Genomic DNA, 23,178 nt, shown 5'->3' on the forward strand with positions numbered 1-23,178 from the left:
CCTGTTGTTTATAGGGAAATTACCTCTATTTTGCCTTGATAAACTTGCTTTCAAGGACTTCCCAACGAGAAAAAAGCGCAGAGAGCTCCTTTTCCAGCACAGTGGTGCGGGCTTGTAATACCTTGATCTCATCAGGGTTGCCTTGATAGAGAGTCGGGTCGCTTAGCCGCGCACTGATACTTTCGCGTTCTTGCTCCAGGTTATCGATCTTTTCCGGCAGTTTTTCCAGCTCCTGTTTTTCCTGATAACTGAGTTTGGCTGAGTTGACGGATTTGACAGATACGTTTTTTGAGTTACGGGATGAAGTAACCGCCGAAGCTGCCGGAATGCTGGTCGGCTTCTGAGCGTCTTTTTCAACCGATTTGGCTGCGTTTGCGACGCGTAACCAGTCTTCAAAACCACCGGCATATTCGCGTAGCTGACCGTTGCCTTCAAACGCAATCACCTGGGTAACGACGTTATCCAGAAAAGCGCGATCATGACTGACCAGAAATAAGGTACCGCTGTAATCCTGCAACAGAGATTCGAGCAATTCGAGTGTCTCAATATCGAGATCGTTGGTCGGTTCATCCAGCACCAGCACATTGGCTGGCTGGGTAAACAGCCGTGCCAGCAGCAGACGGTTGCGTTCGCCACCGGAAAGTGTTTTGACCGGTGAACGCGCCCGCAACGGAGAAAACAGGAAATCTTCCAAATAGCTGATCACATGTTTGCGCACGCCACCAATTTCGATGAAATCCGATCCCTGGCTGATGGATTCAACCAGTGTCAAATTTTCATCCAGCTGCTTGCGCATCTGGTCAAAATAGGCAACGGACAGTTTCGTGCCGAGTCGCACTGTACCGGCATCGGGTTGCACTTCTCCGAGAATCAGTTTTAGCAAGGTTGATTTGCCGGCGCCGTTTGGTCCCAATAGGCCGATGCGATCGCCACGCATGATCCGGCAAGAGAAATTGCTGATAATGATTTTTTCATCGTATTGCTTGACCACATTTTCCAGCTCTGCAACCAGTTGCCCGGAACGCTCCCCTAACTCCACTTTGAAGTTAACCTTGCCCATGCGCTCACGCCGTGCTGCACGCTCACGCCGCAGGGCTTCCAGCCGTCTGACCCTGCCTTCATTGCGCGTGCGCCTTGCCTGGATACCTTTGCGGATCCAGACTTCTTCCTGTGTGAGCACCTTGTCGAATTTTTTGTTGTGCGTTGCTTCGGTTTCGAGTATTTCCGCTTTTTTGATCTGGTAAGCAGAGAAATTACCGGGGAAACTGACGAGTTCTCCTCGGTCCAGCTCGATGATGCGCGTGGCGACATTGTCGAGAAAACGTCGGTCATGGGTAATAAAAATGATGCTGGCGTTAATTTCCCGCAGGGTCTCCTCCAGCCATTCAATGGACACAAAGTCCAGATGGTTAGTCGGCTCATCCAGGAGCAACACATCCGGTGACAGCACCATGGCACGCGCAAGCGCCACCCTTTTTCTGGCGCCACCCGACAACGTGCCAACAATGGCATCTTCATCCAGTTCCAGTTTGTTAATGGCTGTTTGCACTTTGTTATGTATCCGCCAGCCATCCTGGGACTCCAGAATACTCTGCAATTGCTGCATGCGTTCCAGTAAAGCTTCGATATCGGCATCGGCTGCTCCCAGATCATGCGAAACCTGGTGATAATCCAGCAAGACCTGTGATAGCTCACCCAGCCCTCGTGCGACTTCACTGAAAACCGATCTGGTTTCATCCAGCTCCGGTTCCTGAGGAACGTAGGCCACACTGATGCCCGGCTCAATGCGCAGCACGCCATCATCGAGATTAATTTCTCCGGCAAGGACGCGTAACAGACTGGATTTGCCGGTACCATTACGCCCAATCAGCCCGACCCGCTCCCCGGGATCGAGCTGGAACGCAGCATGATCCAGCAGCGCATGATGACCAAAAGCAAGACAGGCATTTTCAAGGGTAATATGTGGCATAGCAGGTATTATTTAAATCATGATTGATGAATATCTCTAAGAATCTACATTCATCGCGATATTATGTCGTTTAAAAAATATTTTTCTTTGCATATCAGTTATATGCTGCGCTAACATTTTTTATTCGCGCCTGATCTTGTTTGGAGCTCTGGATTTTTAGAGGTGCTCTGACAACAGACAGGTTAGCGGGCATGCATTTTACTCGTCATTTCAATGATTGCTTTCAGCTATTTTCATTTAGCAACCAATTTATATTGAAGCTTCTCGGAGCTAAGAGCCCATTAAAGAAACGTTGGAAATGCTTCCATATGTCTGTTCGCGCTCATTACTGTACGGGCTTTGCTCATGCTACCTGAAAAAAACACACAATTGTTTGTGTAAAATAAGGCATTTGGGCGGGCACCTTTTGATGGCACTTCTAAAAAAATATGATAAAAACCGGTTTGATCTTTAATCCGCTGGGCGGTCAGTTTCGCAAGCGCAATACGCAGATTCACAAAATACTTGCAAATATGCCTGAGGTGGAACAACTTCAGGCTACTAATGCGGAAGAATTTGATCAGGCAGTACGTGTACTGCTGGAAAAAAATGTAACGTGGCTGATCGTGGCAGGCGGCGATGGAACGCTGCAGGGTGTCATCAATTGTTTGTTTGCACAATTGCCGCCAGCACAATGGCCTATGCTGACGATTGTGCCGGCAGGCACGACCAACATGACCGCGCTGGATCTGGGCATGCGCGGCAAGCCGGAGACGGTGTTGCGTAAGATCAGGCAGGTCATGCAGCAGCCTGTCGGGCAGGAAATCATCAAGCGACCGGTATTACGTATTGAGCAGACCGGTATTAAAAATGTCTATGGAATGCTGTTTGGTCTGGGTATGATCGCGCGTGGCGTCAAGTTTTCACGAAGTAGAGTCAAGCAGCTTGGGATAACCGGTAGTATCTTCACCATCATGATTGTTTTGCGCTCGATTTTTGGCACATTTCTGGGGCACCCACAAGCGCAGTGGGCGCCAGTATGTATCACAGAAAAGGACGAAGCTGGGAATGTTCGGAAAAAGGTTTATCTGTTTGCCCTGGTGAGCGCGCTGGAACGCCTGCTGCTGGGAATGCGTCCGTATTGGGGACGGGAATCGGCAGCGTTGCATGCTACTTTCGTTACGCAGTGCAGCAAAAAATTCTGGATCCGGATATGGCTGCTGATGGTCGGGCGTGGTCACCATTTACGGCAAGCAGATGGATATATTAGCTATAACACTTCTCGGCTCGAGTTATTGCTGGATGATGACTATATCGTCGATGGAGAGGTTTATCAGGCTTCGAGTCAGCATGGACCGTTGCGGATCTATGAGGATGGTCCACTGCATTTTCGTGTCCTTTAGTGTGTTATAGCATGCAAGGTAAAACAGATTTTCCCGCACCGCCAGCATCACTCATTGCTGCAATCACGCCACAGTCGATACCAGCAATACCAACGGAATTATTGCCACTGACCGATCAGTTACAGCAGCGTTTTGGCGTAGCGCTGGACGCAATTCTTCTGTATGGCTCCAGCCTGCGTGGGCCAACGCTGGGCGAAGGTGTTATCGATTTCTACGTGCTGGTTGATGATTACTGCCGTGCCTATGACAAAAAGGTTTTGCGTTATTTGAATATTTGGTTGGCGCCAAATGTTTTTTTTCTGGAGGTGCCTGCTCCAAATGGTGGCGGCATGCTGCGCGCTAAATATGCTGTTATATCAACCGCGCATTTTGAGAAAGCCGCGAGTCACTGGTTTCATCCTTACATCTGGGCGCGTTTTGCCCAGCCCTTCGAGTTGCTTTTTGGCCGGGATGAAACTATTGTGCGACGCATCCGGATTGTTCAGGCGTGGGCGATCATCAGGTTTCTTGAAACCACGCTGCCAATGCTCCCAGCGGGACAAGTGACTGTCGAGCAGATATGGGCTTCAGGGTTGCGGCTGACTTACGCCTCGGAATTGCGCGCCGAACGTCAATCGCGTTCCAATTTGCTAATGGAGATTAATTTGCCGGTCTATCGGCGTCTGACGGCTGCGGCACTGCCTGCGCTGAATCCGGTGTTGACGTTGAATGCGGAGCGCCAATATGTGGTGAGCGTAACGCCAGCACAAAAATTCAGGGCCAGAGTGAACTGGCGGTTGCGGCGCTGGCAGGGTAGAGTGCTGTCGATTCTGCGTCTAAGTAAGGCGACGCTGACCTTCCGGGATTGCCTGGATTATGCGGCCTGGAAAATCGAACGGCATACCGGTGTGCGGGTCGAGATTACGCCGGTGCTCAGGCGTCATCCCGTGCTATGGGGCTACAAGGTCATGTGGCAATTATTGCGACGTGGTGTTCTGCGGTGAAGAAAATTTAAAGGAGGCGAAAAATTAATCATGGTAAGACTGGTGCTGTTGCCCCTGTTTATGCTGGTAGTTTTGCTGACGGCTTGTTCCAGCATGTACTACAGCGGGCTTGAGAAAATCGGGATTCCCAAGCGGGATGTGCTGGTGTATCGGGTCGAGAAGGCGCGCGATACTCAGAGAGAGACCAAACAGCAGTTCAAATCTGCATTGGAGCAGTTCACGGCAGTGACACGTTTTGATGGAGGCAATCTTGAGAAACTTTATAAAAAACTGAATAGCGAATACGAAGCCAGTGTCGATAAGGCAAACGAAGTGAAAGAGCGTATCGCTGACATTGAAAGCGTATCTGTCGCGCTGTTCAGGGAGTGGGAGACGGAAATCACGCAATACAGTAATCCTGCCCTCAAGCGGCAAAGTCAGGATAAACTGGTTGCGACGCGCAACCATTACCGGCAACTGATTATTGCCATGAAAAATGCAGAGACGAGAATCCAACCGGTATTGTCTGTGTTTAATGATCAGGTTATGTATCTCAAGCATAATCTTAATGCGCAGGCGATTACCTCCTTGAAGAGCGAGCTGGGTAACCTGCAATCCGATGTTTCTACGCTGATTGTTTCAATGGAAAATTCCATCAATGAGGCTAATCGCTTTCTCTCTAATATGGAGAAAAACTAGCGGATATTTCCCTGTTGGTGCAGCGGGTATTTTGATAACATAAGAGCTGTTTTTTATACTTGTTGCTTGTTGTTAGACAGGAGCTTTACCAGCGCCTGTCTAAGCGGTGATTCGTCGGGCAACGTAGCGATCAGGTCGTTCAGGTGACGGGTAGCGGATGAATTGAGTCGCTGAGTGCGTTTGCGTGAATCGGGTGGATGACCCTGAGAAGGGTTGGGTTGTACTGCTATTTTTATCTCATTGATTGTAAGATTATTATTGCTGAAATGCCGCAGGATGGCGGGCGCCAATTGGCGTAATCTGCTGGCTATCACGCCGTTATCGGTATAGATTAGAATTACGCCATTCGAATATTTTCCCACCGCGCAGCGACTTCCGATAGACGATGGAATTATTTGCAAAAACCTGTTTTGTATTTCAATTAATTGTTTTGCCTGATTGATTATAGGTTCATAATCAGGCTGGTTGCCAAGAATGGTTAAGTAGTTTCTTAAATTAAAGATCGACATGGCAAATTAATCCAAGGAAGAACAGATGAATATTATTCTTATTTCTGACCGGTTTGGGCAAGCAAAATCACTAACTTTGACACGCTCCCACTTGTTAATGGGGTTGCTGTTATTGCTGATGATGGTAATACTTTTAGCCGTTACCCTGAATCATTTTGCCGGGGAGGTTGCGGATAAAATTAATTATCCGATACTGCGTAATGTTCTGCAGAACCCGGAGGCCAAAAGAAATCATAAAATTCAGGCGCATTTGAATAAAAATCTGGATTTTATGGCGGCTAAAGTGGGAAAAATGCAGGTGCAGCTGTTTCGCTTGAATGAATTAGGACGGCGGCTAGTGGATTTATACGGCATTGATCCACAGGAACTCTCCTTTGATCAACTGCCGGGGCAAGGTGGGATTGACAGGGAGATCCGGGAACAGGATCTATCATTAGATGAACTCAATCAGACATTACATTCGGTCGCCAGGTCTCTGAGAGACAGAGCAGACAAATTAGCAGTACTGGACAGTTTGTTATTGGGTGATCGAATTGAGCAAGAGATGCTACCAAGCGCAATGCCGTTGGAGACAGACTGGTTTTCTTCAGACTTTGGTGTTCGGATCGATCCTTTTACCGGCAAAAAAAGTTTTCATGAAGGCGTAGATTTTCCTGCCAAAATGGGCACACCAATCAAGGCTGCAGCTGGCGGAGTAGTTGTCTTTTCTGCCCGTCATCCTGGTTATGGTAACATGGTGGCCATTGACCACGGCAATGAGCTGGTTAGTCGCTATGCACATGCATCCAGGTTGTTGGTTAACGTAGGTCAAGTCGTATTAAAAGGACAAAAAATTGCGGAAATTGGTAGCAGTGGACGTTCTACCGGGCCGCACTTGCATTTTGAAATCAGACATAATGACATACCGCTCAATCCCTCCAGATTCTTGAAAAAAGCTGACTAGCCAGGTTGTCTGCTGCCAGCAGACACAATCCGAATAGAATTTAATATATCAGGAAATATTTCTGATCAATTCTCAATTGTTGACAGGCATTAAAAAACCATCATCCCATGCTGAATAATTTACTGAAAAAGTTTTTTGGTAGCCGTAATGATCGGCTCGTCAAGCAGTACATGCAAACAGTGCGCAAGATTAATGAGCTTGAGTCGGCCATTGCCGTGTTGACAGATGCCGAGTTGCATGAAAAAACGGATGAGTTCAGAAACAGACTGGCGAATGGAGAAACGCTGGACCAGTTGATGACGGAAGCATTCGCGGTGGTGCGCGAGACCAGCAAACGCGTATTGGGTATGCGCCACTTTGATGTGCAGCTGATCGGCGGCATGGTGCTGCATGAGGGCAAGATAGCCGAGATGCGCACGGGTGAGGGTAAAACGCTGATGGCAACGCTCCCGACCTATCTGAATGCCTTATCTGGTCAGGGTGTCCATATTGTGACGGTCAATGACTATCTCGCCAGGCGTGATGCCGAGTGGATGGGGCAGGTCTATCGTTTTCTGGGACTGACGGTTGGCGTCGTGGTGTCACAGATGCCGCAGGAAGACAAACAGGCTGCCTATGCAGCGGATATCACCTATGGCACCAATAACGAATATGGTTTTGATTATCTGCGCGACAACATGGTGGGGCATGTTGTCGAGCGGGTGCAGCGACCCCTTAATTTTGCGATTGTCGATGAAGTGGATTCAATCCTGATTGATGAAGCGCGCACACCCTTGATTATTTCCGGGATGGCGGAAGGTGATACTGAAATTTATACCAAAATCAACAGACTCATTCCGAAGCTGATCAAACAGGAAAATGAGAAAAGTGCGGGTGATTTCAGTGTGGATGAGAAAACTCAACAAGTGCTGATAAGCGAGGCGGGATTTGAACATGCTGAGGCATTACTAAGTGAAGCCGGATTGTTGTCTGCGGGAACCAGTTTGTATGATCCGGCAAATATCAATCTGATACACCATCTCAATGCAGCATTACGTGCGCATAATTTATACAATCGTGATCAGCATTATGTGGTGCAGGATAATGAAGTCATTATCGTTGATGAATTCACCGGTCGGTTAATGCCGGGGCGGCGTTGGTCGGAGGGATTGCATCAGGCGGTAGAGGCGAAGGAGAATGTTGCCATCCAGAAAGAAAACCAGACGCTGGCCTCCATCACTTTCCAGAATTATTTCCGCATGTATAAAAAACTTGCAGGCATGACAGGAACGGCGGATACAGAAGCATTTGAATTTCAGCAAATTTACGGGCTGGAAACCGTGGTGATTCCGACACATCGTTCGATGGTTCGTGAGGATCGCATGGATCAGGTATTTCGTACTGCCAAGGAAAAATATCAGGCAATCTTCGCAGATATCAAGGATTGTTATGAACGTGGACAACCCGTTCTGGTCGGTACGACATCCATCGAAAACAATGAATTGCTGTCAGATTTGTTGAATCAGGAAAAACTGCCGCATCAGATTCTGAATGCCAAACAACATGCCCGTGAAGCGGATATCATTACTCAGGCGGGTCAGCCAAAAATGGTCACGATTGCGACCAACATGGCCGGACGCGGCACCGATATTGTGTTGGGAGGGAATCCCGAACCTGAAATCCATCGTATTCAGGCTGATGCAACGCTCGATGATAAAACCAAAGCTGAGCGCATCAAGGCTATACAGGATACCTGGCAAATCCGGCATGACGAAGTAATCAAGCTGGGTGGATTGCATATTATTGGGACGGAGCGACACGAGTCTCGCCGTATTGATAACCAGTTGCGAGGACGTTCAGGCCGACAGGGCGATCCTGGTTCCAGCCGCTTCTATCTGTCACTGGAAGATTCGCTGCTGCGTATTTTTTCCTCGGATCGTGTCGCCAGTATCATGACCAAACTCAACATGCCGGAAGGAGAGGCCATTGAGCATCCCTGGGTGACCCGTGCAATTGAAAATGCACAACGCAAGGTTGAAGCGCGCAATTTCGATATTCGTAAACAATTGCTGGAGTACGATGATGTTGCCAATGACCAGCGTAAGGTTATTTATCAGCAGCGCAGCGAGTTACTGGAGGCAGACCAGAATATTTCCGATACCATCAGCGCCATTCGGGAAAGTGTCATCGACGAGCTTGTCAGTTTGTATATGCCGTCACAGAGTATTGAAGAACAGTGGGATATTACCGGACTGGAGAAAGCGCTGACAGCTGAATTCAATCTCCATTTGCCTGTTCAGCAGTGGCTGGACGAAGACCATGATTTACACGAAGAAAGCTTGCGGCAGCGTATTATTGAGGCGGTTAACACTTTTTATGCGAATAAGGTGATGCAGGCAGGCACGGCGTTGATGCAGCACTATGAACGAGTGGTGATGTTGCATACGCTTGATAGTCACTGGCGTGAACATCTGGCAGCGTTGGACCATTTGCGGCAAAGTATTCATTTGCGGGGCTACGCACAAAAAAATCCCAAGCAGGAATATAAACGCGAGGCTTTCGAGTTATTTACCGGAATGCTGGAATCCGTTAAAGCGGAAGTGACCAGAATCTTGCTGACAGTACAGATCAGAAGCGAACAACAAGTGGATGCTGTAGCCGAAGCACCTGCTCCAGGAAATGTACAGTACCATCATGCCAGCTATGAAGAAGTAGTGGGTGAAGATGCGCCGACAGCAGAAAAACAGGATGATGTGGAAAACAAGACACAACCTTATGTTCGCAAGAATGACAAGGTCGGGCGCAATGATCCCTGTCCGTGTGGGTCAGGGAAGAAATACAAGCAATGTCATGGCAAGCTTGAGTAGTGTAACAGTAGGCCTGTTTAATAAATTTGAAACGACATTCGAATCGCTCAAATCAATTTCCAGTGCCGCGAATCAGTAATACTGGTATTGATGAACTTCTTGTAACGCCTTCCGCTACACTGCCAAGCAGCAGACGAGTGAGCCCTGAACGGCCATGTGAACCGATTACGATTAAGTCAGCCTGCCAGCATTCTGCCTCGGCAATGATTGCTTGTGCAATCTTCTGATTGCCAGCCGAGATTGATTTTGTTTGTGTTATCAGGCCCGCCTGCCGAACGGATTCGGCAGCTTCGGTCAGTATTTTCTCGCCAGCGAGTTGTACGGTTTTCTGCAATTCTTCGTAGTTGATGTAGCCTTCATCCACTAGATAAGCAATATCGGTGTAGATATGAACGAGTGCAACCTGTGCGTGGGTGAGTTTTGCCAACACAATTGCTTCCTGCAGGGCGCGTTTTGAGGTTGGACTACCATCGACTGGTACCAGAATTTTTTGAAACATGTTGTCTCCCGAAAACAGTTATTGATGAAACCGAGATTACTTGCCGCGCATGAACATTTTATCAAGTTCTGCCAGACTGATTTCAAACCAGGTAGGACGTCCATGATTGCATTGATCGGCGCGATCAGTTTGCTCCATTTGTCGCAGTAAGGCGTTCATTTCGGCCAGAGTTAGCTGGCGATTAGCCCGCACGGCGCTATGGCATGCCATAGTGGCCAGCAATTCATTATGTTGCGCAGTCAGCAGCAGTTTGGGATCACCTTCTCGGATTTCCTGCAGCACATCCCGTGTCAGTTTCTCAATATTAGCCCCCTGCAGCATAGCAGGTATGGTGCGGATTACCAAGGAGGTGGCGGATAGCATTGCTATCTCAAAACCCAGATTCTGCAAAAGCTGCTGACTTTCTTCAACGGTTGCTATGTCTAAACTGTCTGCATGAAACGTTACGGGTATCAATAAACGCTGCACGGCCAGCTTATGTTGATCCAGCGAGGCTTTCAGCTGTTCGTAAACGATACGTTCATGTGCTGCATGCATATCTACAAGGATCAATCCCTTCGTATTTTGCGCCAGTAGGTAAATGCCATGCAGCTGACCAATGGCAAAACCCAAAGGCGGGGCAGCTTGTTCCTGTGCGGGTGGGTTGTCGTCACGAATGGCAGCTGCTTCGGACTTGTTGCCAAATAGGGTTTCGTAGAATGGTGAGGGTGATTGTGCAATCGTTCTGATCGGCAAGCTTTGTTGCCGGTAGTAGCTGCCTTTGAAGCTATGCTGAGCTGGTTGGTGATCTGCGGTCTGTTGCTGTTCACCGGTCTGGCTGAGCGGGATTGAGCTGAGTGGTTTAGGCGTCATGGGCACGTTGGTATCCAGACCGTGTTGAGACGCCAGTGTCTTGCTGACAGCATGATAAATGAATTGGTGAATCGCTCGACTTTCGCGAAAGCGGATTTCTATTTTGGTTGGATGCACATTGACATCAATCTGTCCCGGTTCAATATCAAAGTACAGCACGAAAGCGGCGTGGCGATCGTGATGCAGTATGTCCCGGTAGCCTTCACGTAAGGCATGCGTTACCAGTTTGTCGCGGATGAAGCGGCCATTGACGAAAAAGTACTGTGTGTCGCTGGTTGCGCGGGAATAAGCGGGTAACGCTAACATGCCGCATAAGCTGAGGCCGGCGGAGGGTTCATCGAAGCATATGGCGGCTTGTGTGAATTCTTCACCCAATATGGCCGAGATACGTGAGCGGATTTCCGACGCTGGATAGTGGCCACGTAGTTTCCCATTCCGCTGCAGACGGAAAGTTACGCCGGGGTGTGATAGCGCGATACGTTGAAAGACTGCTTCGCAATGCGCAAATTCAGTTGACTCAGTTTTGAGAAATTTGCGGCGTGCCGGTAAATTGAAAAAAAGATCACTTACTTCCACTGTGGTGCCAACTGTATGAGCAGCTGGCTCGACGGGCAGTAAGCGTGTTCCTTCTGTCCGGATTTGCCAGGCGTGTTCTCCGGTCAGGTGGCGGCTGATGAGCGACAAATTAGACACCGAGGCAATACTGGCCAGTCCTTCACCACGAAAGCCCAGGCTGGTAATATTCTGTAAATCTTCCTGGCTGCCAATTTTGCTAGTTGCGTGCCGCATCAGCGCCAGTGGTAATTCTTCTGCAGCGACTCCCGTGCCATTATCGGTAACCCTTATCTGTTTAAAACCGCCTTGATGGATTTCCACAGAGATTTCAGTTGCACCAGCATCGATCGAGTTCTCCATCAATTCTTTCAGAACGGAAGCTGGACGTTCAACCACTTCCCCGGCCGCTATTTGACTGATCAGGCCATCGGGAAGCAGCTTAATAGTACTCATGAAAATTCGGTCGATGGGATATATTCATGTTTATTTCAGTTACGCTAACTTAATCCGTGCTTATTAATTACAAAACTGATACCAAGTTATGATACGCTCTGATCAGGCGATGGGATTCACAGTAGAGCAGGTATGCAGCAACATCAGATATCGAAACCAATAAACAGGCAATCCCGAAAAGGAATGTTTACAAATCTGAATTTTTGGAGCTGTCCTTTAGAAGCATGCTTCAGCATAACTTACAAATCAATATGACTCAAGACGAACAAAAACAGGCGGCCGCGCAGGCTGCAATTCAATATGTACCAAAAGGCAGCCTGGTTGGTGTGGGAACGGGCTCCACGGCAAATTATTTTATTGATGCGCTTGCTACGATCAAACACCAGATTGAAGGCGCGGTGGCAAGTTCACAAGCAACAGCTGAACGGTTAAAAAAACACGGAATTGAGGTGGTTGAGCTGAACAATGCTGATAATCTACCGGTTTATGTGGATGGTGCTGATGAAGTTACCCGTCATCTGCATATGATTAAAGGTGGCGGTGGTGCGTTAACCCGCGAGAAAATCGTGGCTGCGGTAGCGCGCAAATTTATTTGTATTGCCGACCAGAGCAAGCTGGTTGATGTGCTGGGGAACTTTCCGCTGCCGGTTGAGGTTATTCCCATGGCGCGCAGCTATGTGGCGCGTGAAATTGCACTGCTTGGCGGACAGCCGGCGCTGCGCGTTGGCTTTACAACTGATAATGGGAATTTAATTCTTGATGTTCATAATCTGAATATAGCGAATCCAGTTGAACTCGAAACCACCTTGAATCAGATTGCCGGCGTCGTCACTAATGGTTTATTCGCCAGAAGAGGCGCGGATTTATTGTTGCTGGGAACGCAACAAGGTGTTGAAACCATCAAGCTATAAAATATTTGCTCCCAGCAAACTGGTTTGTTTGAAGCCCTGAGTTCCTGGAAGACATTGTCAGATTGATTCCATTTTTTCATGAATGAGTGGTCTACCAGTTGAAAGATAATTGCAATCAGTTTGTCATCAATCTTACCTATTATTGATAATTTAGACTATCCAGAGCGATTCGCATGATTACAAAAGAGCATGTTTCCAAAAAATTTGATGCCGATCTTGAAGAAGTCCGTACCAGCGTATTGCAAATGGGGGGATTTGTCGTACAGCAAATCGAGCAGGCTGTTGAGGCGCTATCCACTGGTGATGAACAGGCTATTGAGCAGATCATAAAAAATGATCACCGAGTCAATGCCATGCAGGTGAAAATTGATGAGCTCAGCTGCCAGATTATTGCTCGCCGTCAGCCAACGGCCGGTGATCTGCGTATGATCATGACCGTCATCAATACCATCACCGATTTGGAAAGAATTGGCGATGAGGCGGCCAAAATCGCCCGGATGGCCAAGTTGATCTACGATACCGGTCGCCTGAAAGTCCCCCGTTTTATTGAAATCAAGCATATCGCCAATCTTACGATCGACATGGTAAATAAGGCCCTGGATGCCTTTGCCCGCTTGGATCCCAGCGTGTCAGCCAAAATTGTGCGTCAGGATGACGAGGTGGACGAGGAATTTCGCTCAATTATTCGGCAGTTGATTACCTTTATGATGGAAGATCCTCGCAAGATTTCGACTGCCATTGAAATTCTGTTTGTCGCCAAGGCGATAGAGCGAATAGGGGATCACGCAAAAAATATGTCTGAATATGTGGTCTATATGGTCAAAGGTAAGGATGTGCGGCATATCTCTGCTGATGAAATCGAGCGTGAGGTCAACGAGTAATGCCTTCGCATCTCAAATCACAAAAAACTCCAGCCGTCTGATTCATGCATGAGTATTCGACTTTGGCGGCAGTTGACCTGGGTTCCAATAGTTTTCATCTACAGGTAGCAAGAGTCGTAGACAAACAGCTCTACCCGCTGGATAGCCTAAAAGAGATGGTGCAACTTGCAGCAGACCTGTCTGAAGACGAGTTTCTGCATGAGGCCTCCCAGCAACGAGCATTGATCTGTCTGGAAAAATTTGGCGAAAGGTTACGTGGACTATCACAGCACGCGGTACGTGTCGTTGGTACAAATTCTTTGCGTGTCGCCAGGAACGCAGCTGATTTTTTGGAAAAAGCAGAACAAGCCCTAGGCTTCCCGATTGAGGTTATTGCCGGACATGAAGAAGCCAGATTGATCTACCTGGGAGTGGCGCACAGTCTTCCTGCTTCAGACAACAATCGGCTCGTCATAGACATTGGTGGAGGGTCAACCGAATTTATCATCGGCAACCGTCTTGAATCCAGTAAGCTTGAGAGCCTTTATATGGGGTGCATCAACTATAGCCAACGTTTTTTTTCGGATGGGAAAATCAGCAAGGGTGCGATGAAGCGCGCAGAGTTTGCCGCCAGAACTGAAATACAGGCAATTTCTACAGATTTTTCCTTTGATCATTGGCAGGAAGCATATGGAGCATCAGGAACCGCGCGCGCATTGGCGCGCATACTCAGCCTGAATCAATTTAATGATGGTGACGAATCTGAAGTCATCACGTCGATGGGGCTAGACAGATTACGCGACCACCTTATCAAAGTGGGGGACAGTCGCAATCTTGGGTTAGCTGGTTTGCAACCAGATCGTGAGAAAGTCATTGTTGGCGGTTTTGCCATCATGGCAGCTATTTTTACCGAATTGAAAATTACGCGTATGGCTGTCACTACTGGCGCCTTGCGTGAAGGTGTTCTATACGATTTGCTGGGAAGATTCCACCAGGAAGATATGCGCGAAGTTTCCGTGCAGCAATTCATGCAGCGCTATCGCATCGATTCCGCACAAGCAAACCGGATTGAATCGCTCGCCCTCGTGCTGGGAAGGCAAATGCTGGCAAATTATCCGGATGAGAAGACGGCAGAGGATGCCTTGAAAATACTCTCGTGGGCAGCACGCCTGCATGAAATTGGGATCTGTGTTGCGCATACCGGCTTCCACAAACATTCGGCCTATATTTTGAATAATGCTGATATTCCTGGCTTTTCCAGAATGGAGCAGTCGCAGTTGGGTCAACTGGCGCTGGCAGTGCGAGGTTCGCTCACCAAAACCAGGGAATTTATTAGTGATCCGATCAATTTTGCACGTGTGGTTGCTTTGCGCCTCGCGGCAATTTTCTATCACAGCCGTACCAGTATTGAACTGCCGAGCATGGAGATGGCTATAGAAAGCAGCAAATGTAGATTACTTATTCCACAGGAATGGTTGGAATGTTACCCATTAACCGATACGCTACTGGTCAGTGAAAGTGAGGCCTGGGCTAAAGTTAATATTGATTTTAATGTTGAAAGTTACTCTGGTCGGCAAATCTCCTGATTGCATCACGGCGTTGGGAAAACGTCAATAACTGACTTCACTTCTGACTGAGAACCGGTAGCCTGTTCCTCTAACAGTCTGAATTAGATTATCTTTTTCAACTATTTCCAGTGCTTTGCGCAGCCGGCGTATATGGACATCAACGGTGCGATCTTCAACAAAAACATGGTCTCCCCAAACTCTATCCAGTAACTGGGCACGAGAATGAACGCGTTCGATATGTGCCATCAGATAATGCAGTAGGCGAAATTCGGTTGGGCCAAGCATGATTTCTTGTGGGCGGGCCTCTTCCTGAATATCCGAGACGGTTACTCTATGAGTGGTCGGGTCGAGACGCAAACCGCCGATTTCGATTACCTCATCTGATACTTCTGGAATACGTCGACGTAAAACTGCTTTGATACGGGCGTTCAATTCACGTGGCGAAAAGGGTTTGGTAATGTAGTCATCCGCACCCATTTCCAGTCCGGAAATTTTGTCGGCTTCATCAGCACGGGCCGTCAACATAATGATGGGAATTGGTTGCGTACGCGGTCTGGCGCGTAACAAACGAACAAAATCGATACCGCTCATATTGGGTAACATCCAGTCCACCAGCACCAGATCAGGCAGGATTTCATTGACCATTGCGATGGCCTGTTCTGCTGTATCAGCGCTTAGCGCAACATAGCCAGTATTTCTCAGGTTATAGGAAATCAATTCCTGAATGGCAGGTTCATCTTCAACAATCAGAACTGTCGCGGACATTTAGTGCCTCATCTTTACGTTAAATTATTTAAATTATATAAAGAAGATCTTACAGATTTATGACATCGTAACGGTGTCGCCATGATACGGATACAGTCATTTAATAGATGTCCGGCTAATCTGGTATGTGTCCTGTTTGTATGCTGGATTCCTTATACTCAACCAAGGGCTGCATGGATTCCAGCAGAGAAGCGAGGGTAGGCCAGATATTTTCCATGATTTTTTCCTGGGCGTGTTCATTGGGGTGAATGCCGTCTGCCAGGAAAAATTCACGATTTTTACCAAATCCTTCCAGCATGAAAGGAACGAGCTGCAACTGATGATGTTGCGCTAGACGGGGAAAAATATCACGAAACTTTCGAATGTAACTTATGCCATAATTGGGCGGCAATTGCATCCCAACCAGCAACGGTACGACATTGTGCTGTTTACAGGTCAGCACAATTGTTTCCAGATTGTCATATATCGACTGGATTGATTTGCCTTGCAAACCATCGTTGCCGCCAAGTGCAATTACAACAATAGCGGGTTGATGTATGGTAAGCGCCTGCTCGATGCGTTTGCGCCCACCCAGAGTGATTTCTCCACTGATGCTGATATTGATCACTTCATAACTGGATGACTGAGTTTGCAGGCGTTGCCGGAGCAAATCCACCCAACCGGAATTTGGTGATAAACCGTAACCAACGGACAAGCTGTCTCCAAGTATCATGATTTTGATACCAGTTGCAGACCAGGCAGGATGAGAACTTAAAGTAATAAATAACCAACCTACGATGAGTAAAAATTTTTTCATGGCAAAAAATCTATCGATTGAGCAATCCGTGCAAACAAAAAGTCAGCCTATCATACAAGCTCAAGAACTGACGAGAGAGATAGAAACCGGCGAAACCACATTGACAATCTTGAAGGAGATTAGTTTGCAAGTAAGTGCAGGTGAATCCATTGCCGTGGTCGGTGCATCCGGTTCGGGAAAGTCTACCTTGCTGGGTTTGCTGGCTGGATTGGATGAACCAACCCAGGGAACCGTTTTTCTCGATGGGCAGGATATATTTAAACTTGATGAGGATGAGAGGGCTGTGCTGCGTGGTAGATTACTGGGATTCATGTTTCAGTCATTTCAGCTGCTACCGGCATTAACTGCGCTGGAGAATGTCATGCTTCCGCTGGAGTTGTCCGGAGAGAGTCAGGCGCGTGATGCCGCCGTCAACTGGCTGACGCGAGTAGGGCTAGAGAAACGGGCAAAACATTATCCCAGGCAGTTATCGGGGGGAGAGCAACAGCGTGTTGCTATTGCGCGGGCGTTTGTCACTCAGCCGAAACTGCTGTTTGCCGATGAACCAACCGGCAATCTGGATGCCGCCACGGGATCGCAGATTATTGATCTAATGTTTGAGCTCAATCGCGAACAAGGTACCACCCTGGTGCTGGTTACGCATGATGAAAAGCTGACCGAACGTTGTGCGCGGATCGTGAAACTGGAGGCCGGCAGGATGGTCAGTCACTCATGAAGGAGATGGCGACATGAACCTGTTACGGCTTTCTTTGCGAATGTTGCTGCGTGACTGGCGTGCCGGGGAACTGCGCATTCTGGTTCTGGCTCTGATCATTGCCGTAAGCGGCGTGACCACAGTCGGTTTTTTTGCCGACCGGGTGCAGCGTGCTCTGGTAAATGAGAGCAGTCAATTACTGGGCGGTGATCTGTTGGTCAGTTCCAGTCAGGTGTTACCTCCCGGATATGAGCAGCAGGCCAAGCGTTTTCGCCTGAAAACGGCTGCATTGACCAGGTTTCCGAGCATGGTCAGTTATGCAGACAATAACCTGTTATGCGCCATCAAGGCAGTCACGCCGGGGTATCCATTGCGTGGCAAGCTACAACTGACTTCGCTGGCAGAAGGTGACGAACTCTCCCAGTCGCCTGCGCGCGTCGCCCAAGGCATTCCTGCTCCCGGAACTGTCTGGATCGATGAGAAAGCAATGGCGGCGCTGGATGTTAAATTGGGTGATAAGCTTGAAATCGGTATGATTGAGCTGACCGTCACCGAATTGGTTGCAAGCGAACCCGACCATTCAGTGGGATTCATCAATATGAATCCGCGATTGTTGATCAATGAGAAGGATCTTGCTGCCAGCGAGCTTATTCAGCCGGGAAGCCGTGTCAGCTACCAGTTGCTAGTCGCCGGTGAAATTGCCGATGTCGCCGCTTATCGAAGCTGGCTGGAGGCACAACTTGTGCCAGGTCAAAGTGTCGAAGGCATCCAGGATGCGCGCCCGGAAATTCGTGCGGCACTGGATCGGGCCGGGAAATTTCTGGGGCTGGCTGCGCTGGCGAGTGTGGTTGTCGCCGCCGTGGCAGTTGCTTTGGCGACACGCCGTTTTATTCAGCGGCACCTCGATGGATGCGCAGTGATGCGCTGTCTGGGCGCAACCCAGTCGGTACTGCTGCGATTGTATCTCTATCATTTTCTAATGTTGGGAGCATTCTCCAGTTTATTGGGTTGTATGCTGGGGGTTATTGCGCAGGAATTTCTGTCCCGCTGGCTTGCCGAGTTAGCGGGTACAGTGTTGCCGCCGCCAGGGGGGTTACCGGCGGTGCAGGGAATGTTGACCGGCATGGTGCTGTTGCTGGGTTTCTCTTTGCCACCGTTGCTGAATTTGCGGCAAGTACCAGCGCTGCGCGTTATCCGGCGTGATATGGGCATGACCAGTCTGCATGGTTTTGCCGGCTATGCGTTTGGACTGCTTATGTTGTCTACCCTTTTTATATGGAAAGCGGGTGATCTAAAACTTGGTTTGTTGATCATGCTGGGATTTCTGCTGGCAGTCGCAGCATTTGCCGCGATTGGCTGGGTAATCATCCGACTGATGTTGTTGATGCGTGCGCAAGGATCAGGCGCATGGCATTACGGTCTTGCTAACGTCAAGCGGCGCACGCTAGCCAGTCTGGTGCAGGCAGTCGCGCTCGGGTTGGGGATGATGGCGCTCATGACGCTCACCTTGATTCGCACCGATCTGCTGCAGGATTGGCAAACCCGTTTGCCACCTGACACGCCCAATCGATTCCTGATCAATATTCAACCCGACCAGCAGCCAGCATTGTTTACTTTCTTCGAGCAGCACGAAATTGCGCAGCCGGAGATGTTTCCGATGGTGCGTGGTCGCTTGACCAGAATCAACGATGGCACGGTGCGCCCCGAGGATTATGACCACAATCCTCACGCTAAGCAGTTCATCATGCGTGAATTCAATCTGTCGTGGATGGATAAACTCCAGCAGGATAACGAAATCGTTGCCGGAGAATGGTGGCGGTCTACTGAAGCCGATTTCAACGAATTGTCGATGGAGGAAGATTTTGCCAAAACTATTGGTGTAAAGCTAGGCGATCGGATGACATTTCATATTGCTGGTGAGGATTTTACGGCGACTATCACCAGTTTGCGTAAAATCGACTGGGATACGTTTCATGTCAATTTTTTTGCAGTCTTGCGCCCGGGCTCACTCGATAATTATCCGGCCACGTATGTCACCAGCTTTTATCTGCCACCATCTCAAGTTGGTGTTATGCAGCATCTGGTACGTGCTTTTCCGAATATCCTGATCATCGATGTCGCCAGCATGATCGAACGCGTGCAGACTATGATCGCTCAGGTTGCCCGCGCAGTTGAATTTGTATTTATGTTTACCTTGCTGGCCGGTTTCATCGTGTTGTATGCTGCGATTGCCGCTACTCAGGATGAACGCAGATACGAAGCGGCAATCTTCCGCACACTCGGCGCCAGAAAACGCCAGCTTGCCCGTGCCTGGCTTGTCGAATTCGCGATTCTTGGAGGACTGGCGGGTATTTTTGCGGCGGCAGGTTCCGGCGTGCTCGGTTATGTTATCAGTGAGCGCACACTGCATTTATCCTATACCCCCAATCCTTGGCTATGGCTGATCGGTATTTTGATAGGTGTGATCAGCGTAACCGCAGCTGGATTGATTGGTACGCGTTCGACCTTGTCGCAGCCGCCATTGTTGACATTACGCAAAGCCGGGTAATTGAGTTCAGTCTAGTTGCATCCGGTGGTTAAAAAGTCTGTTGGTTAAAAAGGCTTGCTAGCCTGGTTTGATAGGTTTAGTATTTTTTGAAGTGCCGATGAGTAGATGGCGCCGGAAAGCTAGTTTTTATTTCGTTGATCTAGACTGCACAAGGAATTTTGTTAATCAGAGGGATGACATGCCACAAAAAATAGCGCACATTGATGATGATCCTGATATTCGTGATACCGTCAGACGGATTCTGACGATGAATGGATATGAGGTCGATAGCTATCACACATCGGCTGATTTTATCAATGCACTGAATAATCCGGAATCCATTCCAGATCTAGCGATTCTGGACGTTATGGTCGAGTCCATGGATGCTGGCCTGAAAACCTATGTGGAACTGCATGAGCAGTTCCCCGGAATGCAGGCCGTTTTTATGACGTCTCTGGGTGACATGATCTTGCCCTATTTTGTAGATAAATCGCAGGAATGGGTTTGTATCATCGAAAAACCGGTAGAGCCCGCCGTATTGCTGTCGATTATCCGCGATCGGCTCGATCGTAACCCCAGTAAACTGAATAGCTCTGCCTAGCATGACTGGCAATGGCTGAAATCGATTTTTCCTGGAGCGATCGCAATCATCAGTTCGATATTGCTGCCGCCAGAGAGAAAGGCCATAAACTCAGCAATGAGATTCTGGTTGAGAATATTCGCTGGTTCATCATTTTCAGGTGGACCGTTGTTGCCGGGCTTATCTTGCTGCAGGTATTCTTCCTAACCGCCTCAGAAACGCTTGCCTGGCTGGGAGTAAAGGAAAATCAGACCTGGCCGCTTGCTGTCAGTATTATTTTGAGTGGCACCAATTTTGCGTATATTTATGCGCTTGATTTTGTTAAACCTTCTCGATATAACTCCCCATCAGCCAATCTGTGGGCGCAGATTATTGTTGACCTAATCTGTCTGTCGATTGTTGTGCACTATGTTGGCAGTACGGCTACACCAGCTCCATTTTTTTATATTCTGCATATTGCACTGGCGTGCATTTTCTTTTCTGCGATCGAGAGTCTGATCGTTCTGATAATTGTAGTGGTGATGTACACCATTGTTCTTGTCTCAGAAAGTGGCATGTTTATTTATGTTTATCAATCTATTATGGTTGGCGCGCAGGTGGTTCCGGATGAAAGTCTGAACAAGGGGCGGGTTCTACTATGGATGGTGTCACTGAATTCACTGTTTCTGATTGTCTGGTATGTGGTGTCGCGTTTATCAATTGTAGTTCGTGCGCATGAACAGCATCTCAAGGAAGCGATGGAGCAGGTGAAACAAGCGCAATATAACAAAGACCAGTACGGTATGCTGGTGACACATCAGCTCAAGGCGCCATTGGATGCTATCCGCAGCAAGATTAATCTGATCAATGGTGGTTACTGCGGGGAGGTATCTTCAGACATTAGGGAGGTGCTGGCAAGAATAGATAAGCGTGGTGCTGGTATGTCAAGACTGATTCTGGATATGCTCCGGCTGGAGCGGTTAAAGGCATCTGTGCATACTCCAGAAACGATGGAACAGATTAGCGTGGCGGCTGTAATCGCAAGAGCTATTGACAAGCTGGAACCGGTTGCGAATGCCAGGAACATCAAGCTTGATCACGCCACCCAGGATTTCTGGGTAGTGGGCATTCCAGAGCAATTAGAGATTATTTTGGAGAATATCATTTCGAATGCGCTTACCTATTCTTATGACAATGCATCTGTAGAGATATTATCTGCAGTCAATTTCCAGGACGCCACAGGAAATATTACTGTTACTGATCAAGGTATTGGAATCGAAGAGAAAGACCTGCCCAATATTTTTAATGAATATTTTTATTCGCCCAGAGCGGTGGTGCATAATAAATCATCCAGCGGGATCGGGCTGTCTCTGGTCAAGATAGCTGCCAGGAACAACAACATTAAGATACGAGTATCCAGTACACCCAATTTGGGCACTACCTTTACCATCGTATTTCACAACATACTGCCTCCCGGTGGGAATGCAGATTAACGGCTGTGGCAGGTTATGTGAAATGTCAGGATGCCTCATCTGGTTCCGGGTCTTCGGTTCGGATTGGCTGTTGCTGGTTGATGGCAGGTTGGTCCTGACTGGAAGCACTTGCAGGTACGCGTGGGGTTTTACAGACGACATCGGCGTTCTGTGCACGATGGCGCAGCGCGTGGTCCATCAGTGCCAGCGCGAGCATGGCTTCCACGATTGGTGTGGCGCGAATACCAACACAGGGGTCGTGGCGACCATGGGTCTGCACGATAGCAGGCTGCCCATTTTTGTCGATGGAACGCCGTTCCAGGCGAATACTGGAAGTGGGTTTGATGGCAACATTGACGATAATTGATTGCCCGGTAGAGATGCCGCCCAATATGCCACCAGCGTGATTGCTTAAAAACCCATCCGGGGTGATTTCGTCGGAATGTTCGGTGCCTTTCTGTGCGACGCAGTCGAACCCTGCCCCAATTTCAACGCCCTTGACAGCGTTGATGCTCATCATGGCGTAGGCGATTTCAGCGTCGAGCCGGTCATACACTGGCTCGCCCCAGCCGACTGGTACGCCTTCAGCTATCGCCGTAATTTTGGCACCAACTGAATCACCTGATTTGCGTAGATTGTCCATGAAGGCTTCGAGCTCCGCTGCGCGCGTATTGTCTGCAGCAAAGAAAGGATTTTGATTGACGTCTTCCCAGCCTTTGAAAGAGAGGTGAATTGGGCCAAGTTGTGCCATGTAGCCACGAATAATCACGGCGTGATGCTCGTGCAGCCATTTTTTGGCAATGGCCCCGGCGGCTACGCGTACAGCAGTCTCGCGCGCGGAAGACCTGCCACCGCCACGGTAGTCGCGAATGCCATACTTCTGCCAGTAGGTGTAGTCCGCATGACCGGGACGGAAAACATCCATAATTTTGCTGTAATCCTTGCTGCGTTGATCTATGTTGCGAATCAGCAGAGCGATCGGTGTACCCGTCGTTTGCCCTTCAAATACTCCGGAGAGAATTTCTATCTGATCGGTTTCATGGCGTTGGGTAACATGCCGCGACGTGCCTGGCTTGCGCCGATCAAGCTCCTGTTGAATATCTTGTTCTGACAAGGTAAGTCCTGGCGGGCATCCATCGACGATACAGCCAATCGCCGGTCCGTGGGATTCACCAAAGGATGTGACGCTGAAAAGTTTTCCGATTGTATTGCCTGACATTGCTTTTCCTTCAAAATTTAGCCTTGAAGTTTATCATGGGTGCAAAAGTCATGGGTTGCGCCAATCGCGCGTAGCTCAGGACAAGATCATCTAAAATGACAAGGCTTGCAGGTAAAATGACAAAGAATTTCATCAAGG

At 48.6% G+C, this 23,178-nt stretch carries 19 protein-coding genes; 12 read left to right on the top strand and 7 right to left on the bottom strand.

Going from position 1 to position 23,178, the window contains the following annotated elements; genetic code table 11:
• Positions 1-25 precede the first annotated feature (25 nt).
• Complete coding sequence (locus NSMM_RS12215) at positions 26-1,969, bottom strand: ATP-binding cassette domain-containing protein (RefSeq protein WP_090287829.1); 1,944 nt, start codon at positions 1,967-1,969, stop codon at positions 26-28.
• A 428-nt stretch (positions 1,970-2,397) separates the two neighbouring features.
• Here NSMM_RS12215 and NSMM_RS12220 point away from each other — a divergent pair, with 428 nt between their 5' ends.
• Genes NSMM_RS12220 through NSMM_RS12230 form a run of 3 tightly spaced genes read left to right on the top strand, consistent with a single transcriptional unit; the run spans position 2,398 to position 5,012 of the window.
• A complete protein-coding gene (locus NSMM_RS12220; protein ID WP_090287831.1) occupies positions 2,398-3,351 on the top strand; it encodes a diacylglycerol/lipid kinase family protein in 954 nt (317 codons plus the stop codon).
• Positions 3,352-3,362: 11 nt separating this feature from the next.
• Positions 3,363-4,334: a hypothetical protein gene (locus NSMM_RS12225; RefSeq protein WP_090287833.1), complete on the top strand. Its 972-nt coding sequence runs from the start codon at positions 3,363-3,365 to the stop codon at positions 4,332-4,334.
• Between the two features lie 30 nt (positions 4,335-4,364).
• The gene (locus NSMM_RS12230; protein WP_090287835.1) at positions 4,365-5,012 is read left to right on the top strand and encodes a DUF2959 domain-containing protein; all 648 of its coding nucleotides are present in this window, start codon (positions 4,365-4,367) and stop codon (positions 5,010-5,012) included.
• A 53-nt stretch (positions 5,013-5,065) separates the two neighbouring features.
• Here NSMM_RS12230 and NSMM_RS12235 read toward each other — a convergent pair whose 3' ends face one another.
• Positions 5,066-5,521: a DciA family protein gene (locus NSMM_RS12235; RefSeq protein WP_090287837.1), complete on the bottom strand. Its 456-nt coding sequence runs from the start codon at positions 5,519-5,521 to the stop codon at positions 5,066-5,068.
• A gap of 25 nt (positions 5,522-5,546) precedes the next feature.
• On the opposite strand from NSMM_RS12235, the gene NSMM_RS12240 reads away from it, so the two are divergent.
• Together NSMM_RS12240 and secA are read left to right on the top strand one after the other, a co-directional pair.
• On the top strand, positions 5,547-6,464 hold the full coding sequence (locus NSMM_RS12240; protein ID WP_090287838.1) for a M23 family metallopeptidase: 918 nt from the start codon (positions 5,547-5,549) through the stop codon (positions 6,462-6,464).
• A gap of 107 nt (positions 6,465-6,571) precedes the next feature.
• On the top strand, positions 6,572-9,310 hold the full coding sequence (gene secA, locus NSMM_RS12245; protein ID WP_090287840.1) for a preprotein translocase subunit SecA: 2,739 nt from the start codon (positions 6,572-6,574) through the stop codon (positions 9,308-9,310).
• Between the two features lie 52 nt (positions 9,311-9,362).
• On the opposite strand, the gene NSMM_RS12250 is transcribed toward secA, so the two are convergent.
• Both NSMM_RS12250 and mutL read right to left on the bottom strand, forming a co-directional pair.
• A complete protein-coding gene (locus NSMM_RS12250) occupies positions 9,363-9,809 on the bottom strand; it encodes a universal stress protein (protein ID WP_090287842.1) in 447 nt (148 codons plus the stop codon).
• 36 nt (positions 9,810-9,845) lie between these two features.
• On the bottom strand, positions 9,846-11,669 hold the full coding sequence (gene mutL / locus NSMM_RS12255; protein ID WP_090287844.1) for a DNA mismatch repair endonuclease MutL: 1,824 nt from the start codon (positions 11,667-11,669) through the stop codon (positions 9,846-9,848).
• A 251-nt stretch (positions 11,670-11,920) separates the two neighbouring features.
• On the opposite strand from mutL, the gene rpiA reads away from it, so the two are divergent.
• From rpiA to ppx, 3 genes are all read left to right on the top strand, one after another.
• Complete coding sequence (gene rpiA / locus NSMM_RS12260) at positions 11,921-12,580, top strand: ribose-5-phosphate isomerase RpiA (RefSeq protein ID WP_090287877.1); 660 nt, start codon at positions 11,921-11,923, stop codon at positions 12,578-12,580.
• Positions 12,581-12,753: 173 nt separating this feature from the next.
• Complete coding sequence (gene phoU, locus NSMM_RS12265; protein ID WP_090287846.1) at positions 12,754-13,461, top strand: phosphate signaling complex protein PhoU; 708 nt, start codon at positions 12,754-12,756, stop codon at positions 13,459-13,461.
• A 44-nt stretch (positions 13,462-13,505) separates the two neighbouring features.
• Positions 13,506-15,026, top strand: coding sequence for an exopolyphosphatase (ppx, locus tag NSMM_RS12270; RefSeq protein WP_090287848.1), 1,521 nt, complete (start codon positions 13,506-13,508; stop codon positions 15,024-15,026).
• Between the two features lie 24 nt (positions 15,027-15,050).
• On the opposite strand, the gene phoB is transcribed toward ppx, so the two are convergent.
• Complete coding sequence (phoB, locus tag NSMM_RS12275; protein ID WP_090287850.1) at positions 15,051-15,773, bottom strand: phosphate regulon transcriptional regulator PhoB; 723 nt, start codon at positions 15,771-15,773, stop codon at positions 15,051-15,053.
• Positions 15,774-15,888: 115 nt separating this feature from the next.
• The gene (locus NSMM_RS12280; protein ID WP_245654798.1) at positions 15,889-16,569 is read right to left on the bottom strand and encodes an arylesterase; all 681 of its coding nucleotides are present in this window, start codon (positions 16,567-16,569) and stop codon (positions 15,889-15,891) included.
• Between NSMM_RS12280 and NSMM_RS12285 the strand changes: the two genes are divergently transcribed.
• The 4 genes from NSMM_RS12285 to NSMM_RS12300 all read left to right on the top strand — a co-directional run bounded on the left by NSMM_RS12285 (position 16,568) and on the right by NSMM_RS12300 (position 21,842).
• Positions 16,568-17,284 (top strand): ABC transporter ATP-binding protein, encoded by a 717-nt coding sequence (locus NSMM_RS12285; protein ID WP_176753960.1) that lies wholly within the window; start codon positions 16,568-16,570, stop codon positions 17,282-17,284. The two genes, NSMM_RS12280 and NSMM_RS12285, sit on opposite strands and share 2 nt — an antisense overlap.
• A 13-nt stretch (positions 17,285-17,297) precedes the next feature.
• Positions 17,298-19,811, top strand: a complete 2,514-nt coding sequence (locus NSMM_RS12290) for an ABC transporter permease (protein ID WP_090287854.1) — start codon at positions 17,298-17,300, stop codon at positions 19,809-19,811.
• A gap of 178 nt (positions 19,812-19,989) precedes the next feature.
• The gene (locus NSMM_RS12295; protein WP_090287856.1) at positions 19,990-20,391 is read left to right on the top strand and encodes a response regulator; all 402 of its coding nucleotides are present in this window, start codon (positions 19,990-19,992) and stop codon (positions 20,389-20,391) included.
• Positions 20,392-20,402: 11 nt separating this feature from the next.
• Complete coding sequence (locus NSMM_RS12300) at positions 20,403-21,842, top strand: sensor histidine kinase (protein ID WP_090287858.1); 1,440 nt, start codon at positions 20,403-20,405, stop codon at positions 21,840-21,842.
• A 25-nt stretch (positions 21,843-21,867) separates the two neighbouring features.
• Here the strand turns inward: NSMM_RS12300 and aroC are convergent, their stop codons facing one another.
• Positions 21,868-23,040: a chorismate synthase gene (gene aroC / locus NSMM_RS12305; protein ID WP_090287859.1), complete on the bottom strand. Its 1,173-nt coding sequence runs from the start codon at positions 23,038-23,040 to the stop codon at positions 21,868-21,870.
• Positions 23,041-23,178: the final 138 nt, after the last annotated feature.

The sequence above is a fragment of the Nitrosomonas mobilis genome (assembly GCF_900103035.1).
Classification (GTDB): domain Bacteria; phylum Pseudomonadota; class Gammaproteobacteria; order Burkholderiales; family Nitrosomonadaceae; genus Nitrosomonas; species Nitrosomonas mobilis.

What these genes read in the sequence shown, in the direction of transcription:
- NSMM_RS12215 (WP_090287829.1), bottom strand. Translation starts at nt 1,969, where the DNA reads ATGCCACATATTACCCTTGAAAATGCCTGTCTTGCTTTTGGTCATCAT.
- NSMM_RS12220 (WP_090287831.1), top strand. Translation starts at nt 2,398, where the DNA reads ATGATAAAAACCGGTTTGATCTTTAATCCGCTGGGCGGTCAGTTTCGC.
- NSMM_RS12225 (WP_090287833.1), top strand. Translation starts at nt 3,363, where the DNA reads ATGCAAGGTAAAACAGATTTTCCCGCACCGCCAGCATCACTCATTGCT.
- NSMM_RS12230 (WP_090287835.1), top strand. Translation starts at nt 4,365, where the DNA reads ATGGTAAGACTGGTGCTGTTGCCCCTGTTTATGCTGGTAGTTTTGCTG.
- NSMM_RS12235 (WP_090287837.1), bottom strand. Translation starts at nt 5,521, where the DNA reads ATGTCGATCTTTAATTTAAGAAACTACTTAACCATTCTTGGCAACCAG.
- NSMM_RS12240 (WP_090287838.1), top strand. Translation starts at nt 5,547, where the DNA reads ATGAATATTATTCTTATTTCTGACCGGTTTGGGCAAGCAAAATCACTA.
- secA (WP_090287840.1), top strand. Translation starts at nt 6,572, where the DNA reads ATGCTGAATAATTTACTGAAAAAGTTTTTTGGTAGCCGTAATGATCGG.
- NSMM_RS12250 (WP_090287842.1), bottom strand. Translation starts at nt 9,809, where the DNA reads ATGTTTCAAAAAATTCTGGTACCAGTCGATGGTAGTCCAACCTCAAAA.
- mutL (WP_090287844.1), bottom strand. Translation starts at nt 11,669, where the DNA reads ATGAGTACTATTAAGCTGCTTCCCGATGGCCTGATCAGTCAAATAGCG.
- rpiA (WP_090287877.1), top strand. Translation starts at nt 11,921, where the DNA reads ATGACTCAAGACGAACAAAAACAGGCGGCCGCGCAGGCTGCAATTCAA.
- phoU (WP_090287846.1), top strand. Translation starts at nt 12,754, where the DNA reads ATGATTACAAAAGAGCATGTTTCCAAAAAATTTGATGCCGATCTTGAA.
- ppx (WP_090287848.1), top strand. Translation starts at nt 13,506, where the DNA reads ATGCATGAGTATTCGACTTTGGCGGCAGTTGACCTGGGTTCCAATAGT.
- phoB (WP_090287850.1), bottom strand. Translation starts at nt 15,773, where the DNA reads ATGTCCGCGACAGTTCTGATTGTTGAAGATGAACCTGCCATTCAGGAA.
- NSMM_RS12285 (WP_176753960.1), top strand. Translation starts at nt 16,568, where the DNA reads ATGGCAAAAAATCTATCGATTGAGCAATCCGTGCAAACAAAAAGTCAG.
- NSMM_RS12280 (WP_245654798.1), bottom strand. Translation starts at nt 16,569, where the DNA reads ATGAAAAAATTTTTACTCATCGTAGGTTGGTTATTTATTACTTTAAGT.
- NSMM_RS12290 (WP_090287854.1), top strand. Translation starts at nt 17,298, where the DNA reads ATGAACCTGTTACGGCTTTCTTTGCGAATGTTGCTGCGTGACTGGCGT.
- NSMM_RS12295 (WP_090287856.1), top strand. Translation starts at nt 19,990, where the DNA reads ATGCCACAAAAAATAGCGCACATTGATGATGATCCTGATATTCGTGAT.
- NSMM_RS12300 (WP_090287858.1), top strand. Translation starts at nt 20,403, where the DNA reads ATGGCTGAAATCGATTTTTCCTGGAGCGATCGCAATCATCAGTTCGAT.
- aroC (WP_090287859.1), bottom strand. Translation starts at nt 23,040, where the DNA reads ATGTCAGGCAATACAATCGGAAAACTTTTCAGCGTCACATCCTTTGGT.